At 72.2% G+C, this 15,502-nt stretch carries 10 protein-coding genes and 1 pseudogene; 8 read left to right on the top strand and 3 right to left on the bottom strand.

Translation table 11 applies throughout. The features are described 5' to 3' along the window. Nucleotides 1-139 precede the first annotated feature (139 nt). Nucleotides 140-1,963, top strand: a complete 1,824-nt coding sequence (locus D7X99_RS21250) for a methyl-accepting chemotaxis protein (protein WP_121779366.1) — start codon at nt 140-142, stop codon at nt 1,961-1,963. Nucleotides 1,964-1,990: 27 nt separating this feature from the next. Here the strand turns inward: D7X99_RS21250 and D7X99_RS21245 are convergent, their stop codons facing one another. Further along, the gene (locus D7X99_RS21245) at nt 1,991-2,755 is read right to left on the bottom strand and encodes an SDR family NAD(P)-dependent oxidoreductase (protein ID WP_121779365.1); all 765 of its coding nucleotides are present in this window, start codon (nt 2,753-2,755) and stop codon (nt 1,991-1,993) included. A gap of 116 nt (nt 2,756-2,871) precedes the next feature. Between D7X99_RS21245 and D7X99_RS21240 the strand changes: the two genes are divergently transcribed. Further along, nucleotides 2,872-3,876: a DUF1028 domain-containing protein gene (locus D7X99_RS21240; protein ID WP_121779364.1), complete on the top strand. Its 1,005-nt coding sequence runs from the start codon at nt 2,872-2,874 to the stop codon at nt 3,874-3,876. Between the two features lie 49 nt (nt 3,877-3,925). Continuing rightward, nucleotides 3,926-5,107, top strand: a complete 1,182-nt coding sequence (locus tag D7X99_RS21235; protein WP_121779363.1) for an acyl-CoA dehydrogenase family protein — start codon at nt 3,926-3,928, stop codon at nt 5,105-5,107. Nucleotides 5,108-5,186: 79 nt separating this feature from the next. Here the strand turns inward: D7X99_RS21235 and D7X99_RS43790 are convergent, their stop codons facing one another. Further along, entirely contained in the window at nt 5,187-5,720 is a 534-nt protein-coding gene (locus D7X99_RS43790) for a DUF2058 family protein (protein WP_233613584.1), read from the bottom strand. Between the two features lie 459 nt (nt 5,721-6,179). Between D7X99_RS43790 and D7X99_RS21225 the strand changes: the two genes are divergently transcribed. From D7X99_RS21225 to D7X99_RS21215, 3 genes are all read left to right on the top strand, one after another. Further along, a complete protein-coding gene (locus D7X99_RS21225) occupies nt 6,180-7,217 on the top strand; it encodes a hypothetical protein (protein WP_121779362.1) in 1,038 nt (345 codons plus the stop codon). 203 nt (nt 7,218-7,420) lie between these two features. Beyond that, nucleotides 7,421-7,966 (top strand): hypothetical protein, encoded by a 546-nt coding sequence (locus D7X99_RS21220; protein ID WP_120575911.1) that lies wholly within the window; start codon nt 7,421-7,423, stop codon nt 7,964-7,966. Between the two features lie 154 nt (nt 7,967-8,120). Beyond that, nucleotides 8,121-8,456: a hypothetical protein gene (locus D7X99_RS21215; protein WP_120575912.1), complete on the top strand. Its 336-nt coding sequence runs from the start codon at nt 8,121-8,123 to the stop codon at nt 8,454-8,456. A gap of 13 nt (nt 8,457-8,469) precedes the next feature. Here the strand turns inward: D7X99_RS21215 and D7X99_RS21210 are convergent, their stop codons facing one another. Then, nucleotides 8,470-9,990, bottom strand: coding sequence for a peptidase M3 (locus D7X99_RS21210; protein ID WP_121779361.1), 1,521 nt, complete (start codon nt 9,988-9,990; stop codon nt 8,470-8,472). Nucleotides 9,991-10,123: 133 nt separating this feature from the next. Between D7X99_RS21210 and D7X99_RS21205 the strand changes: the two genes are divergently transcribed. Then, a complete protein-coding gene (locus tag D7X99_RS21205) occupies nt 10,124-11,062 on the top strand; it encodes an RluA family pseudouridine synthase (protein ID WP_121779360.1) in 939 nt (312 codons plus the stop codon). Nucleotides 11,063-11,139: 77 nt separating this feature from the next. Continuing rightward, nucleotides 11,140-15,502, top strand: a pseudogene (locus D7X99_RS21200) (hypothetical protein); the annotation flags it as partial.

Here is a 15,502-nt window from a genome sequence, read left to right as displayed (position 1 = left end):
TGACCGCCGACCCGACGCGATGGGTCCGCCCGGACGGAGGGGGAGTCACCCTGAACAGGGACTTCAATCCTTCGCATCTTCCAGGTTAATCTGGGGGCTCCCCTCGCGTCTCCCTCCCCCCTCCGAGCACCCGTTGCGTATGACGCTCAGCCTTGCCGCGCGCCTGACCGCGGCCCTTACCGCCGTTGTCATCACCCTCACGCTGTTGACCGTGACGTTGATGGGGTTGTCGCTGCGCTCGCGCGTGGAGTCCGAAATGGCCTCCGCCCTGACGCGGGACGCGACCCGCTGGCAGGCGTTGAAGGACCAGGAGTTGCGCGTGCTGACGGAGCTGGGGCGCGTGGCGGCGGCCAACCCCGCGTTCACGGCGGCCTTCGCGGAGGACCATTCGGAGACGGACGCCCTGCTGAACGAGCACCGCACGGTGCTGGGCGTGGACCTGATGGCGCTGGTGGGCGTGGACGGGACGGTGCTCGCCTCCTCCGGTGAGCGGGCCCTGCCGGGCATCGAGAAGGTGGTGCGCCAGAAGGGACAGGTGGTGCTGCCGGCCACGGGCGTGCCCCTGTTCGCGGTGGCGCAGCCGCTCCAGTCCAACGGCGTACCGGTGGGCTTCCTGGTGGTGGGCGCGGAGCTGGGCGGAGAGGACCTGCGCCGCCTGGGCGAGGGGAGCGAGGACCTGGAGGCGCTGCTGCACGCGGGGCCTCGGCTGGTGGCGAGGTCGGTGCACGCGGTCCAGGCGAAGACGCTGCTGGCCGCGGCGGGCGCGGGCGGAGCGAACGGCGCCGAGGTGGACGTGGGCGGCGTGTCGCTGCACGTGTCGCGGGTGGAGGTGGGCGAGGGCCTGGAGCTGGTGCTGGCGCGCGGCGCTCAGGCGGAGTGGGCGCGGATGCGCGCCACGCTGATGGAGGTGCTGGGGCTGGGGCTATTCGTGGCGCTGGTGGCGGGCGGGGGCGTGTTCCTGCTGGTGCGTCGGATGATGGCGCCCCTGGGCGCGCTGACGGCGGCGGCGGCGCGGGTGGTGGCGGAAGGAGACTTCAGCAGCACGTTGGACATCCACTCCAAGGATGAGATTGGCCAGCTGGCCTTGTCCTTCGGGGACATGATGGCGCGGCTGCGCGCGGTGCTGATGGCGCTGAAGAACTCCGCGCACGAGCTGGAGGCGACGGCGCTGGAGCTGGCGAACTCCGCGTCGGACCAGAACCTGGCGGTGACGCGGCAGGCGGCGGCGCTGCACCAGACGCAGATCGCCGCGCGGCAGCTTCAGGAGAGCTCGCGGGCGGCGGCGCAGCGGGCCACGGGCGTGCTGCGCGACGCGGAGAAGGCGGGCGCGGTGGGGCAGGCGGGCGAGTCCGCGGTGGCGGGCAGCGTGGGCGGGCTCACGCACATCCGTTCGCAGGTGGAGCGCATCTCCAACACGGTGTCGGAGCTGCGGCAGAGCACGCGGCAGGTGGGCGACATCACCGGCACGGTGAAGGACCTGGCGGACCAGTCCAACGTGCTCGCGTTGAACGCGGCCATCGAGGCGGCGCGCAGCGGCGAGGCGGGCCGGGCGTTCGCGGTGGTGGCTCGGCAGATGCGCTCCCTGGCGGACCAGTCCGCGACGGCGACAGCGCGCGTGCAGTCCATCCTGGCGGACATCGGCCGCGCCATCTCCGAGGCGGTGCAGACGAGCGAGGGCGGCACGCGCGAGGTGGAGGGCGGATTGGAGCAGGCGCGCGCGGCGGGAGAGAGCCTGCGCGCGCTGGCCGAGGTCATCCAGAAGAACAGCGTGTCCGTGAAGAGCATCGCGGACATGGTGAGCCAGCAGGACGCGGGCATCGCGGAGCTGTTCGCCGCGCTGAGCGACCTGACGCGGCTGGCGGACGAGACGGTGGAGCGCGTGGCCACCAGCGCCGTGGCCGCCGCGCGCCTCACCACCGCGTCCCACGAGGTCAGCAACATCGTGGAGCAGTACCGCCTGTGACTCCGTGACGAAGGCGTCGGGCCCGCGCTACGCCGCCTCGCCGCCGTCGATGGCGTAGGCCGCGCCGGTGATGGGCGCCGCCGCCTCCGACGCGAGGAAGAGGCACATCGCGGCCACCTCCTCCGGCTGGATGATGCGGCCCATGGCGCTCATCGCGGCCAGGGCCTCGCGGGCCTGTTCGTCACTGCGGCCCGTTGTCTTGCTGATGGCGGCCGTCGCGCCCGCGAACATGTCCGTCTCCACCCAGCCCGGGTTCACGATGTTCACGGTGACGTTCTTGCGCGCGTACTCCACCGACAGCGCGCGCGTCAGCCCCAGCAGCGCGTGCTTGGACGCGCAGTACGCGGACGTGTACTTCGCCCCGCGCGTCGCGGTGATGGAGCCGATGTTGATGACCCGGCCTCCGCCCGCGGACGCCATCGCTGGCATCAGCTCGCGGCACAGCAGGAAGGGTGCCGTCACGTTCACGGCCATCACCTTCGCCAGGTCCGCCGTGGACGTCTTCGTCAGCGGCGCGGACACGGTGATGCCCGCGTTGTTCACCAGCACCCGGGGCGTGCCCGCAGCCAGCAAGGTCTTGCACGCCGCGAGCAACGCGGACTCATCCGCCACGTCCACCGTGAGCGTGTGGATGCGCTCGCCGCCTTCCTTGCGCAGCGCCTCCAGCGACTCCGCCGAGCGCGCCATCGCCCAGACGTCGTAGCCCTCGCGCGCGAACGCCAGGGACACCGCGCGGCCAATGCCCCGGCTGGCGCCCGTCACCACCACGCTCTTCGTCGTCTCGTTCGTCATGGCCGGGCAGCATATCCCCGCGCGTGGATCCGGGCTGACGCTGCACGGCGAAATGCATCAATCGCGCTGTCGGGGACTCTTCAAGACATCCCTCACCGCATCGAGGTCCATTGCATATGAAGACCTTCCATCGTGGCCTGCTGGCCGCCTCCTGGCTGATGTTCGCGTCCACGTCCGCCCTCGCGGCGGCGCCCACTGGCCGCGCCAACCCGCGCCTCCTGGGCACGCGCGCCATCGTCGCGTGCGACGCGGTGGAGAAGTCGTGCGGCGTGGCCAGCATCTCCTTCCCCGCGGGCATCAGCGGCCTGGTGCCCTACGGCCGCCCGGACGTGGCGGTGGCCTCCATGTTCTACCCCTCGGTGGATGACGCCGAGGCGATCATCGCCCGCACCGACGCGGGCGACACGGCCCAGGCCGCCATCGATTACGTGTTCACCGTGGATCCGTACGCGGACTATCGCCAGCTCGCCGCGGTGAAGCTCAACCCCGACGGCACCATCACCGTGGGCCAGCAGACCGGCGCGGAGAGCGCCTCGCAGCGCTGCGCGGTGAAGGGCGCCACCTTCGTGGTGCAGGCCAACAACCAGACCACCGCCGCCATCTGCGAGGCCATGGCGAAGGGCTTCCAGCAGGCCACGGGCAGCCTGCCGCAGCGGCTGCTCGCGTCGCTCAAGGCGGGGGCCAGGGTGGGCGGCGACAACAACGGAGAGCGCTCCGGCGTCATCCGCGTCTGGAGCTCGGAGAACGAAGCGGTCTTCTACACGAAGGTGCTGGCGGACGCCGTCGTGCACAGCAGCAAGCACGCGCTGAAGGAGCTGGACGTGGAGATGAACCGCTACCAGGCGGGGGTCGCGGCGCCGTACGCGTCGGACCTCATCCCGCTCGACACGGAGACCGCGAAGGCCGTGAAGCGCGTGCTGCACAAGCTCGGGTACTACGACGGCCGCATGGATGGGAGCTGGAACGACACCGCCGAACAGGCGCTGTATGACTTCAACTGGAACAACCTCTTCTTCCTCAAGCCCACGGTGATGGTGGGCCGCCAGCGGAAGATCGACGGTCCGCTGGTCAACTCCATGCGTGACGCGGACCTGGAAGCGCTCGCGCCCGCGACGCACTGAGGCTCCGGTGGTTTGACGGCTCCCGCATGGCGACGTCAAGCTCGCCGCCATGCCCCGCGCCGAAATCACCGACCTGTTCCGCATCGACGATCTGCTGTCCGCCGAGGAGAAGGCCGCTCGCGACGCGGTGGCCCGCTTCGTGGACGCGGAGGTGCTGCCCATCATCGGCAAGCACTTCCGCGACGGCACCTTCCCCGCGCACCTCATCCCGGGCCTCGCGGAGCTGGGTGTGCTGGGCGCGAACCTCCAGGGCTACGGCTGCGCGGGCATGAGCACCGTCAGCTACGGCCTGGTGTTGCAGGAGCTGGAGCGCGGTGACTCCGGCCTGCGCAGCTTCGCGTCCGTGCAGGGCTCGCTGTGCATGTTCCCCATCCACGCCTTCGGCAGCGAGGAGCAGAAGACGCGCTTCCTTCCGGGCATGGCGAAGGGACAGCTCATCGGCTGCTTCGGCCTCACCGAGCCCGACTTCGGCTCCAACCCCGGCGGCATGCGCGCCCGCGCCCGGAAGGACGGAGACACCTGGGTGCTCAACGGCACCAAGGCGTGGATTACCAACGGCAGCATCGCGGACGTCGCGGTGGTGTGGGCGAAGACGGACGACGGCGGCCCGGAGTCCGTGCGCGGCTTCCTGGTGGAGAAGGGGATGCCCGGCTTCAGCGCGCGGGAGATTCCCGGCAAGTTCTCCCTGCGCGCGTCACGCACCAGCGAGCTGTCCTTCCAGGACGTGCGCGTGCCGGACCGCAACGTGCTGCCCGGCGTCGTGGGCCTCCGGGGGCCGCTGTCGTGCCTCAACAACGCGAGAGCAGGCATCGCGTTCGCGGTGACGGGCGCGGCCATCGCGTGCTTCGAGGGCGCGCGCGAATACGCGCTGTCCCGCACGCAGTTCGACGGCAAGTCCATCGCCGGCTACCAGCTCACGCAGGAGAAGCTGGCGGACATGCTCCAGGAGATCGTCAAGGCGCAGCTGTTGGGCCTGCGGCTCGCGCGCCTCAAGGACGAGGGCAAGAGCAACCCCGTGATGGTGAGCCTGGCCAAGCGCAACAACGTGAAGAGCGCGCTCGACATCGCCCGCGTGGCCCGGAGCATCTACGGCGCCAACGGCATCACGGACGACTACCCGCCCGTGCGCCACATGCTGAATCTGGAGAGTGTCTTCACCTACGAGGGCACCCACGAGGTGCACACGCTGGTGCTGGGCAAGGCCATCACCGGCATCGACGCGTTCGGCTGAGGCGAGCGCGGACGTCCGGTGGAAGCCGCGCCTCCCCTCGCCCCCGGATGGGAAGGAGGGGAGGGCACGGGAAGGAACATCAGGACTGGGGGTTGCCTTCGCCGTTCGGCTCGGAGGCAGGCTCGCCAGGGGACTCGGACGACGGCTCGGACGCGGTGGCCTCGGCGGACGCCTCGCCCTCCTCGGCACCTTCCGCGGAGGCTTCGGGCTCGTCGGCGACTTCCGGCGCGGTGCCGGAGGCCTCGGCGGCCTGCTGCGCCTTGAGCTCCTCGTCGTTCATGAAGCCGACGGGGTTCTCCTTGCGGTTGAAGAAGCGCACGGCCTTGGCGGACAGCGCGTACATCTGCTCGGCCGCGGCGGAGGGCACCAGCGAGTGCTCAATCTGCGCGGGCTCCGGACGCTCCACCACGCCCAGCTCGCCGTCCTCCAACTGCTTGGCCTGGGCGGGGCTCAGCTCCATTCGGCGCAGCTTTCCCTTGCGCGTCATGAAGTAGAAGGCCGTCTCGCCCTGCTCCTGGGGCACCTGGGCGCCGAGCACCAGCTCGCGCAGGGCGCGGTCCAGCTCCACCTGCTTCTTGGACTCGGCGCGCTGGTAGGCCTTGGAGCCCGGCATGGGCGGCAGCTTGGGGATGGGCTTCTCCGTGGGCGTGCCCGGACGCGCGTTCGCGCCGAACCCTCCCTGGGGACCGCCTCGGAAGCCTCCGCCGCCCTGACGCGGCGGACCGCCCGCACCGTGGCGCGGGGGACCTCCGGCGCCTCGCGGCGCGGCGGACCTCCGCGGTCATCACGGCGCGGCGGGCCTCCGGCTGTCCGATTCTCATCACGTCCGCGAGGGGCCGGGGCGCGTGGAGCGCTCCCCCGGCTGTCCTCCTGGCGCCTTGGCGCCGAGGGCGTGGAGTCGGACTTCTTGGCCTCCTCCTCGGAGACGAGGCCCGCTTTCAACAACTTGTCTCGCAGGTTCTGCATGGGTTGGGCGTTCTATCCCTTGCACGGCCGCACGCAAGCCACCGCTTGCCGCTCCTGTCCCCCCCACGTAACTTGCCGCCCCCGCCGTCGTGGTCGTGGAGGTTCCGTGAGAAGTCTGTCGAAGTCCGCCGCCCTCGCCCTGGTCCTGGCAGCCACTGGCTGCTCCGACCCCGTCGACAAGGCGGCCAAGGCCCGCATCTTCTCTGCGGAGGACCCGCCGAAGGTGGTGGCCTCGGCGAAGGAGAAGCTGCCGCCGGAGGACGTCGCGGACAACCCCCAGGTCTCCCGCCGCATCCTGGGCATGGACGCCGCGGAGGTGACCGAGCGGCTGGGCCCGCACTTCTTCCAGTCCACCCTCAGCTACGAGTGGGCCGGCCCCAACGGGAACAACCCCGTGAAGCTCACGGAGACGCGCTCCTTCCGCGCGGGCCCCGGGGGCGTCAACGGCGACTTCCACGGCGTCCTGGAGAACTCCCGGGACCAGGGCCTGGAGGTGATGCGCGTGAAGGGGCAGGTGTTCGCCCGCAACCGCTACGGCCCGTACCGCCAGCGCCTGCGCGACCGAGGCATGGCCGAGCGCACCCGCACGGAGCTGACGGGCGCCATCCGCGACTTCGACGGCCTCTTCCAGGGCCGCATCAAGCTCACCCCCGCGGGCACCGTCACCCACGAGGGGCGCACCGCGTGGAAGTACAACGTGTCCCTGGGCTCGCCCCTGGAGGGCGGCACGCCGAAGAAGCTGCCCGCCGCCTTCACGCCCAAGAACGCGGACGAGACGACGAAGCGCCGCGCCAGCTTCTTCTCGCACCGGCTGCCGCGCTCGCTGGAGGGCGAGGTGCTGGTGGACTCGGTGACCTCCGTCGTCCTCAAGGCCCGGCTGGACGGGCGCATCGGCGTGCCCCAGGAGAAGACCCCGGAGGCCGCGGAGCTGCGCATGACGCTGGAGTCCTCCCTGACGGAGATTGGCAAGGACCCCGCGCTGCAGCCGCCCCAGGACTTCCTGCCGGACGCGGACAAGCCCCAGGGCATCGCGGACGCCATGGACCACTTCGGCATCCCGCGCACCAAGCCCGGGGACTCGCCCGCCACCCCAGGCGCCGCGGCCGGCGCCCCCGAGCCGGAAGACGAGGGCGAGGGCAACTGACGCACCCCGCTGCGCTCATCCGAGCCTCCAGGTCGTTGGAAGCCCTACGGTTTCCGGCCCAGAGGCTCGGAGGGTGCGCGCGGCCTTCGGGGGCTGTGACGGCCGTGTCCTGCACGGGCCGCCGCCCCCGCCCGGGCCTTCCCGCAAGTGCCTGACGCGGCTGGGGAATCCCCCTGGCCCTGGCCTTGCTGTCACGGGAGGCCATGTTCCGCTCCGCCCTCCCCCTGGCATGTGCCGGGCTCGCACTCCTGGCGACCCCGGCCCTCGCCGAACCCGTCCGCAACCTGGGCATCACCGTCGCACCGCTGGGGGCCTACGTGCTCCAGGGCGACGCGGAAAAGGTGCGCACGGTGGGCTACAGCGCGGGCCTGGGCTGGGCGTACCGCAAGCCGGGGGCGGTGCTGGAGGTGGGCGGCCACCTGGCGTCCAGCCGGCACCTGACGGAGGTGACCCCCATGTCCGTGCGCGTCGTGCCCCTGGGGGACACCCGGGTGCGGCCCTTCCTGGGAGTGGGGGCCAGCATGCTGGTGCCGCACTCACGCCCCCAGCCGGTGGCCCCGGACGCGCTGGGCAGCCGGGTGCTCCAGCTGGGCTTCGAGCTGTGCGGCGGCGTGGGGGTGGAGCTGGGGGAGAACCTCTTCCTCTCCGCCGAGGCCCGCTACCAGAACTTCTCCGCCAGGGGCTCCCCTTTCTCCGGGGAGCGACAGAGCTTGCGCTCCACTTTCCTGGGTCTGGGGATGCACCTGTAGCTGTAGCGGGTGGGGCGGGTCGCTACAGACTGGCAGCGGCCTGTTGGAAGAAATTTTGACGGCCCTCTTGCGTCCTCTACAATCCTCGTCGGTTGCGGCCCAGACGCATCTGACATGCTCGGGTGTTCAGGCGTGCACAACGAAGGGAGCGGAGATGGAGCGCAAGGTCGGAAGTAGCACGTTGACCGCGAAAGAGGTCAAGGCGGCGCTGGAGAAGTCCACCACGCTGACTGCCGAGGAGGAGAAGGCCCTGCGCATGCGCCATGGCGCGGGCGCTCCCAGCAAGAGCGCGCCGCTGCCCCGCGCCGCGGGTGCGAACGCGGAGCTGGCGGATGAGCTGCTCGTCATCGAGATGCAGCTGATGAAGGCGATGCGCGCGCGCACGGCGGCCAAGGCCACCAAGGCGCCCGCCGCGGTCCCCACCCGCGAGGCTCCGGCCAACGCGGCGAAGGACAAGATCGTCCGCGCGCTGCGCGCCAAGAAGAAGTAGGGGGCCGTACTCCCTACTGGTTGAGGATGGCCACGAGGCGCGCTCCCGCCTCGGGCAGCGCCAGCGGCGTGCCCGAGATCTCCGTGGCCAGTCCCTCCGCGTCGGTGGCACCGCCGCGCGCGAAAAGCCCCTTGAGCCATGTGAAGGCGGAGGGGTTGCGCCAGAAGTCCTCGTTGAACCGCTCCAGCAGGTGCGCGGTGAGCCGGGTCTCCAGGGCCCACGCCCGCAGGTAGCGGGTGACGTAGAGCTGCGAATCCACGTCGTGCAGGAAGAAGCCCGGGTGCGGCTGCGCGAAGAGTGCGCGGCGCTGGCCGTCGGCGTACTCGTCCGCGCGGTCGGCGGAGGCGCCCTTGGTGCTGAGCGACAGCTCGTAGGACAGCTTCGCGCAGTGGCGGCGCAGCACGGCCAGGGCCTGGAATGCGCCCATGCGCACGACGTCCTTCGTCGTGCCGGACGGCAGGCCCAGGTAGCGCTTGAGCCAGGGCGGGGACAACAGCAGCCGCTCGAAGGTGGTGGCGTAGGCCTCCGTCACGGAGGCGTCGCCCAGGCGGCGCAGCTCCATGGGTGCGTCCTCGTCCACGTGGGCCAGGTGCCACGCGTGGCCCAGTTCGTGGAGCAGGTCGCCCAGCGCGTCCATGCCGCCGCGGGGCTGGATGACCAGCCGGATTTCGTTGGGCACGCGCACGGCGGCGACGAAGGGGCGTGACGCCTTGCCGGGGCGGGCCTCGTCGTCCAGGCGGATGCGGCCGCCGGCCTCGGGGTGGAGGCCCCAGTCGGACAGCCAGCGCATCACGGCGGGGACGGTGTCCTCGCGGCGGAAGTGCGCGTCCATCCAAGGGGCGCGCAGGGCGTGCTGCACGTCGTGGCGCCGCGCCTCGCCGCCGGGCAGCGGGCGCAGGGTGGGCTCCAGCTTGCGCAGCACGTAGGCCAGCACGTCGCGGTAGGCGTCCTCGGTGCGCTTGAGGGTCTCCTCGGCGGCCTCGGCCAGCTTGCCCGCGTCGATGCCGGTGACGTCCTGGCGCAGCGAGGGGTAGTCGGGGAAGCCCAGCACCTCCGCGGCCTGGAGGGTGGCGTCGCGCCGGTCGCCATACGGACCCCGGTGGTCCCAGAGGAAGTTGCCGGCGCCGCGCTCCATGAGGGCGCGGCGGGAGCGGTTGGACTCGCGCGGAATCTGGGACAGGGCCTGGGCCAGGGACAGCGTCGTGTCGTCCGCGGGGATGTGGGAGCGGGCCTCCAACGCGACGACGGCGTCCGCCGCGGGCAGGGCGAGCGACTCCTCCACCTGGGTGGCGATGAGCTCTCGCACCAGCCGGATGCGGCGGACGACGACGGGGTCGTCCTTTCCTTGAGCGCGAGCGAGCGCCTCGTTGGCTGCGGCGAAGGTCTCCGGCGAGGACAGCTCCGGAAAGGATGCGTAGAGGCGCGCGACAGGGAGGTCCGGGGAGAGTCCGGCGCCGTAGCGGTACTGGAGGGTGGCCAGCTCGGCGAGGAAATCATCCAGCCGCGACCGGACGGAGAGCAGGGGGCGGTCCATGGCGGCGCGGAAGGTAACAGGAAGCCCGCGTCACGGCAGGGAGCACGCGCATAGAGTGTCGCGCCATGTCCTTCGCCTCCGTTGCCCGGCCGCTTGCCCCCCTGGAGTCCCTCCTCGAAAGGGGCGGCGCGCGATGAAGCGCCGGACGTTCCGGGCGGAAGGGGCGCACGTGGGGCGTGCCCTGGTGGAGGCGGTGGCGGCGGAGCTGGCGCTGCCGGTGGCGGACGTGCGGCGGCTGGTGGACGTGGGCGCCGTATACGTGGCGGGGCGGCGCGCGCGGGACGGGGCGGTGAAGCTCCAGGCCGCGCAGGTGGTGACGGTGGTGCTGGAGGAGGCAGGGCAGAGCCCGCTGGAGGACTCGAAGCCCGCGGCTGCCTTGCGCGTGCTGTTCGAGGACGCGGACGTCATCGCGGTGGACAAGCCCGCGGGCCTGAACGCGCAGCCCACGGAAGGCCGCGTGGGCGGAAGCCTGGTGGACCTGGTGAGTGAGTACCTGGGTCGGCAGGCGGGGTTGGTGCACCGGTTGGACCGGGAGACCTCCGGGGTGACGGTGTTCGGTAAGACGCCCGCCGCCACCTCCGCGCTGGCCGAGGCGTTCCGGGAGGGCACCGCGCGCAAGCGGTACCTCGCGGCGACGGGGCCGGGGCTTCCGGCGGGCGGCACGGTGGACCTGCCCCTGTCGAAGGACCCGTCGAGGCCGGGGCGCTGGCGGGCGACCCGCGCGGCCAATGGCGTGCCCGCGTGGACGGACTACCGGACGCTGTTCGCGGGGGAGGCGTTCAGCCTGGTGGAGCTGCTGCCCCGCACGGGCCGCACGCACCAGCTCCGGGCGCACCTGACGGCGCTGGAGCACCCCATCCTGGGGGACTCGCGCTATGGCGGCGAGGGGAGCGCGAGGGGCCTGATGGCGTCGCGTTGCCTGCTGCACGCGCATGCGCTGGAGCTGGGGCATCCGCGCACGGGCCAGCCGCTGCGGCTGGAGGCGCCGGTGCCGGACGACCTGCGGGCGTTCTTCGAGTCGGCGGGCGTGCGCGTTCCGGAGGGGCCCATCGTGGCCGCGGACGCGTCCTGAGAACCTGGAAAACCCGGGCCCTGTGCTCGCGGACAGGATGCCCCCGTCGCGCGCATCGTGTGTAGACTGGGGGCTTCATGGGTGGCGGGAGACACGGCAAGGGCCCACGGACGCCGGAGCCCTCCCTTCGCGGACCGGAGCTGGGCTCGCGAGGAGAGGACGTGCGAGGCGCGGTGGCCCGGATCTGCCGGGACGCTGCTCGGCTGCTCCAGGAGGGGCAGGCGGCGCGGGCGTATTCCGGCCTGGTGTCCGCCAGCCGTTCTCTTCCGATGACGCCCCGGCTCGCGGCGGTGCTGGTGCGGTGCGCGCTGAAGGCGGGCACGGAGCGCGCGGTCATCACCCTGCTGGACGCGGCGATGGTGACGGAGCGGGGCGAGGTGCGCCGCGAGGTCCGCCGCCAGCTGTCGCGGGTGTTGCGGCGCACGGGACAGGAAGCGCGCGCCGCGGCGGTGCTCAACGGGTTGTTGATGGACGCGCCCGACGACGCCAGGGCCCGCTTCGTGCTCGACGTGCTGCGCGAGCGGGTGGCGAAGGCGAAGTCGGTGCCGTCGCCGCCGCCCCCAGCGGAGGACGAGGAGTCCCGGACGAAGACCGTGGAGGTGTCCGCGCTGGCGCTGTCGGATCCGGAGCTGGGCAACACGGTGGTGGAGATGCCGGTGGTTTCGGTGCCGGCCACGCCCGCGTGGGCTCCCCGGGCCGCCACGGTGCAGGTCCCGCTGGGTGAGTGGGCGGAACAGGCACGGACGGCGTCGCGAGGGCCGGAGTTCCCCTGGGATGACGAAGGGCCGGGCAAGGCCCGGGTGGTGACGCCGCCGAGGGGCGCGAGGACCGTTCCGGATCCGGTGGTCGTCGCGCAGGAGGCTGGAGAGAAGGCCCCGGACACGGTGCGCCCTGAAGCCGCGGCGCAGGTTCCGGGCGACATGGGCTCCGCGGTAGTGAGGGGGGCTGACATTCCGGCGTCAGCCGCTGAGGCCTCGGGGGCATCGTCGTCCGTGGATGAAGCGCCTCGGGTGGAGAGCGCTGCTGGCGAATCGAATGCTTCGTCGTCAGGGAACGCCTCGGATGCGCCCGCGTCAGTCGTCGCACCGTCAAGCGCATCGCCGTCCGCGACCGTGCCTGACCACGTCCTCGCGGCGTTGAGCGCATTGATGCTGTCGGGCTCGGCAAAGGCGCCTGAGCGCGTCGAAGCCGCATCGTCGTCAGCGGAGGCGGCCGACCAGGTTGGTGGAACATCGCCCGCGAGTGCGACGCAGACGCCACTGCTCCCGGACACGGCGGCAGCGTCCGAAGTGAAGGCTGTTGCGACGACGACCGAGTCGGCGCCGTCGGATGCGGCGCGGACACCCGACGAGAAGGTTGATGCGTCGACGCCTGCTGCCGCGCCACCCGCCTCGCCGGTATTCGAGTCGACGCAGGTCTTCGGCAAGAAGCTCGAGGAAGCGCCTCCTGCTGATGCCGCACTCGACGAAAAGCCCGCGTCGCTGAATCCATCCGAGGAGACCCCGGCCGCGATAACGGCGGCACCCTCGAAGACCTCCGCTCCTGACGCTTTGGCATCGGAGCGGATGGAGTCGCGTTCGCCTGGCGCGGTGCTGGTACCGGGTGCACCTTCCAAGGCCTTCGACGAAGACGAATCGACGTCGGAGATCGTCCCGCCACGTCCTTCCGAACCGGCCGCTGAAGCGCGAGCCAAGGCATCCAGCGAGAACGCATCGGCCTCGAAGAAGCCGTCCCCCCGCCCGCCGGATGCGGACGAAGCGACGTCGGAAGTGATCCCTCCGCGCCCGTCCAGCGCGGTGCTGGTGCCGGGTGCGCCAGCGATGGCGTTCGACGACGACGAGGCGACCTCGGAGATCATCCCGCCCGAGCGTGCCGAAGCGGAGAAGGGCGCTTCCGCGTCAACGCAGTCCCGTGACGGGAAGCCATCCGCTCCGCGACGGGCCTCGGTGCTGGTCCCCGCCACCTCGAAGCCCGCGTTCGACGAGGAGGAATCGACTTCGGAGGTCGTCTTCCCGCAGGCGGATTCCGCCGCGCCGGCCGCCCCCGCCGCGCCCCGGCGCGACTCCACGCGCGTCCCCTCTGTGAAGCCCTCCGAGCCACCGGCTTCGGATGCACCTGCTTCGGCACGCACCGCGGACGAGGGCTCGGAGCGGGCCCAGTCCCAGCGTCAGGAGGCCCAGCTCATCGCGCGCAGTGCCTGGCGCGAGCTGGCCCAGCTGTACCTCAAGCGCGCGGACCGCGCGAAGGACGCACCCGAGCGCGCCGAAGCCCTGACGCGGCTCGCGGAGGTGATGGAGAACGAGCTCCAGGACTCCGCGGGCGCAGCGCGCATGTACCGGGAGATCGTCGAGCTGACCGGTGAGCGCACCGCGTTGCGTGAACAGGTCCGGCTGTTGTCGCAGCGGGAGGACGCCTCGCTCGTGCGCCGTGCGCTCGATGACGCGATCTCCCGGGCGAGGACCTCGCGGGCCCGCGCCGTGGCCTTGCTGACGCGAGGCGAGCGGCAGCTGAACATGGGCAACCCCGCGAAGGCGCGCGAGGACTTCGAGGCGGCGGATGCGCTCGTGTCCGGAATGCTGCCCGTGCTCGCGGGGCTGGTGCGCAGCGTCTCCGACGACGAGCGCTTCGCCCAGGTCGAGCGCCTGCGCGCCGCCTGTGCCGCCGCGCCGCGCCGCGCGCCGGATCGCCTGGAGGCGCTGCGGGTGCTCGCGAAGACCGCGGAGGAGTCCCTGGGCGACCTGCGCATCGCGCAGTGGGCCTGGGCGGAGGTGCTCGCGGAGAGCCCGGACAATGAGCAACCCCGGGAGCACCTGCTGGCGCTCGCGCGCCGCCTGGGCGACCTGCCCGCGCTGAGTGCGCTGCTGCACGCGCAGCTCGCCCGCGAGCCTCGGGGGCCGGCCGCGCGCAAGGCGCACCTGGAGCGCATCGCCACGCTGGAGGCGATGGGCGACGCGGGCGCGGCCCTGGCGGAGCTGCGCCAGGCCGTGCGCTTCGAGCCGGGGCACAAGGAAGCCTGGCTGCTGCTCGCCGACCGCTGCACCGAGCGCGAGCAATTTGGCGAAGCGGCCTGGGCGCTGGAGAACGCGGCCACCGCGACGGAGGACGACGAGGAGCGACAGCACACGTGGGAGCGGCTCGCGCTCTTCTGCCGCGAGGTGCTGAACAACACCGAGAAGGCCCGCCTCTACGCGCGCCGCGCCGACAGTCTGCGCAAGTCCCGCGAGCAGCGCGCCCGTCCGCCATCGCCGGAGCCCACGCGTCCGGCGTCCTCGCAGGCTGGCGGGGTGCCGCCGCCGTCGGTGCTCGTCGCTCCGCCGGTCGCCACGGGCCGGGTACCCGCGGCGAAACAGCGCAAGGACCTGTCCGACGAGGTGACGTCCAACACGGATGTCCCGTCGCTGCTCCAGGCGGAGGAGGCCGCGTCCGCCAACGCACCGGAGAAGCGTTCGCCCGGGGCTTCGGGAGCCAGCGCGACTTCGCGCAAGGGACGCGGCAACGCGGCAGCGCAAGTCGACTCGACGAACACGGCAGGCGAGGAACTCGAAGCGGCTCCTGGTAACAAGAAGCGAGGGCGCGCGGGGGCTCGGAGTGACACGGCTGAGCGCGCGTCGCGGAAGGAGTCAGAGCGAGGCGCGGGAGCGTCTCCATCCGCATCGCAGCCTGGGACGGCCCCCTCGGGAAGCCATGCTCCGGTCGCGAGCGCCGCCAAGGCCCCGTCAGGACGGCACGCGTCGGTAGGAGACACCGCCCAGGGAACAGAAGCGCCGCGCCGCCCCGCATCCGGGAAGGCTCCGGTGGGAAGCCCTGTCTCCCTCGCGGACACCGTGCCGGGCGCGGAGGTCGACCTCCCGCCCAAGGCCCCTTCGGGACGTCACGCTCCAGCGAGCGCCGCATCGCCTTCCGCGGAAGCACCTCGGCAACCCAAGGCGCCCTCGGGACGTCATGCGCCGGTAGGAACCGCATCGGTCCCCACGGAAGCACCGCGCCAGCCGAAGGCCCCGTCCGGCCGTCATGCCTCGGTCGCGAGCACGTCGCCCGAAGCGGAGCCCCCCCGTCGCGCAGCGAAGGCGCCAGCGGAGAGCCCTGTCTCCCTCGCGGAGTCCGCCCCCGCTCCCAGCGGCATGTCTCGGGCCGCGAAGCCGTCTCGCGGCGGCTCGGCCCAGGACCCCGGCCCGACACCGGACGCCGCAGCCTCCGCGCCCGACCGCAAGCCGAGAGCCGCCGCAGCGCCTCCGCGCGAAATGACCACGGCCTTCGGAGCATCGCTCCCGCCGGACGCGGAGCCCGAAGCCCCAGCGTCGCGCAAGGCCGCCACCGCCGCGCCCACCCCCGAGGACAACGCCCGCTCCTCCAAGAACGCGGGCACGCAGGTTCGCGAAGCCCCGTCCCGCGTGGAACGCGCCCCGCGCGCCGGACACGCGCCCCGGGTCCCTCTATCCG

The organism is Corallococcus sp. AB032C (genome assembly GCF_003668935.1).
In the GTDB taxonomy this organism is placed as follows: Bacteria; Myxococcota; Myxococcia; order Myxococcales; family Myxococcaceae; genus Corallococcus; species Corallococcus exiguus.
Note: the sequence above shows the minus strand (reverse complement) of the source record. Positions and strands in the feature narration are given on the sequence as shown.

What these genes read in the sequence shown, in the direction of transcription:
- D7X99_RS21250 (WP_121779366.1), top strand. Translation starts at nt 140, where the DNA reads ATGACGCTCAGCCTTGCCGCGCGCCTGACCGCGGCCCTTACCGCCGTT.
- D7X99_RS21245 (WP_121779365.1), bottom strand. Translation starts at nt 2,755, where the DNA reads ATGACGAACGAGACGACGAAGAGCGTGGTGGTGACGGGCGCCAGCCGG.
- D7X99_RS21240 (WP_121779364.1), top strand. Translation starts at nt 2,872, where the DNA reads ATGAAGACCTTCCATCGTGGCCTGCTGGCCGCCTCCTGGCTGATGTTC.
- D7X99_RS21235 (WP_121779363.1), top strand. Translation starts at nt 3,926, where the DNA reads ATGCCCCGCGCCGAAATCACCGACCTGTTCCGCATCGACGATCTGCTG.
- D7X99_RS43790 (WP_233613584.1), bottom strand. Translation starts at nt 5,720, where the DNA reads ATGCCGGGCTCCAAGGCCTACCAGCGCGCCGAGTCCAAGAAGCAGGTG.
- D7X99_RS21220 (WP_120575911.1), top strand. Translation starts at nt 7,421, where the DNA reads ATGTTCCGCTCCGCCCTCCCCCTGGCATGTGCCGGGCTCGCACTCCTG.
- D7X99_RS21215 (WP_120575912.1), top strand. Translation starts at nt 8,121, where the DNA reads ATGGAGCGCAAGGTCGGAAGTAGCACGTTGACCGCGAAAGAGGTCAAG.
- D7X99_RS21210 (WP_121779361.1), bottom strand. Translation starts at nt 9,990, where the DNA reads ATGGACCGCCCCCTGCTCTCCGTCCGGTCGCGGCTGGATGATTTCCTC.
- D7X99_RS21205 (WP_121779360.1), top strand. Translation starts at nt 10,124, where the DNA reads ATGAAGCGCCGGACGTTCCGGGCGGAAGGGGCGCACGTGGGGCGTGCC.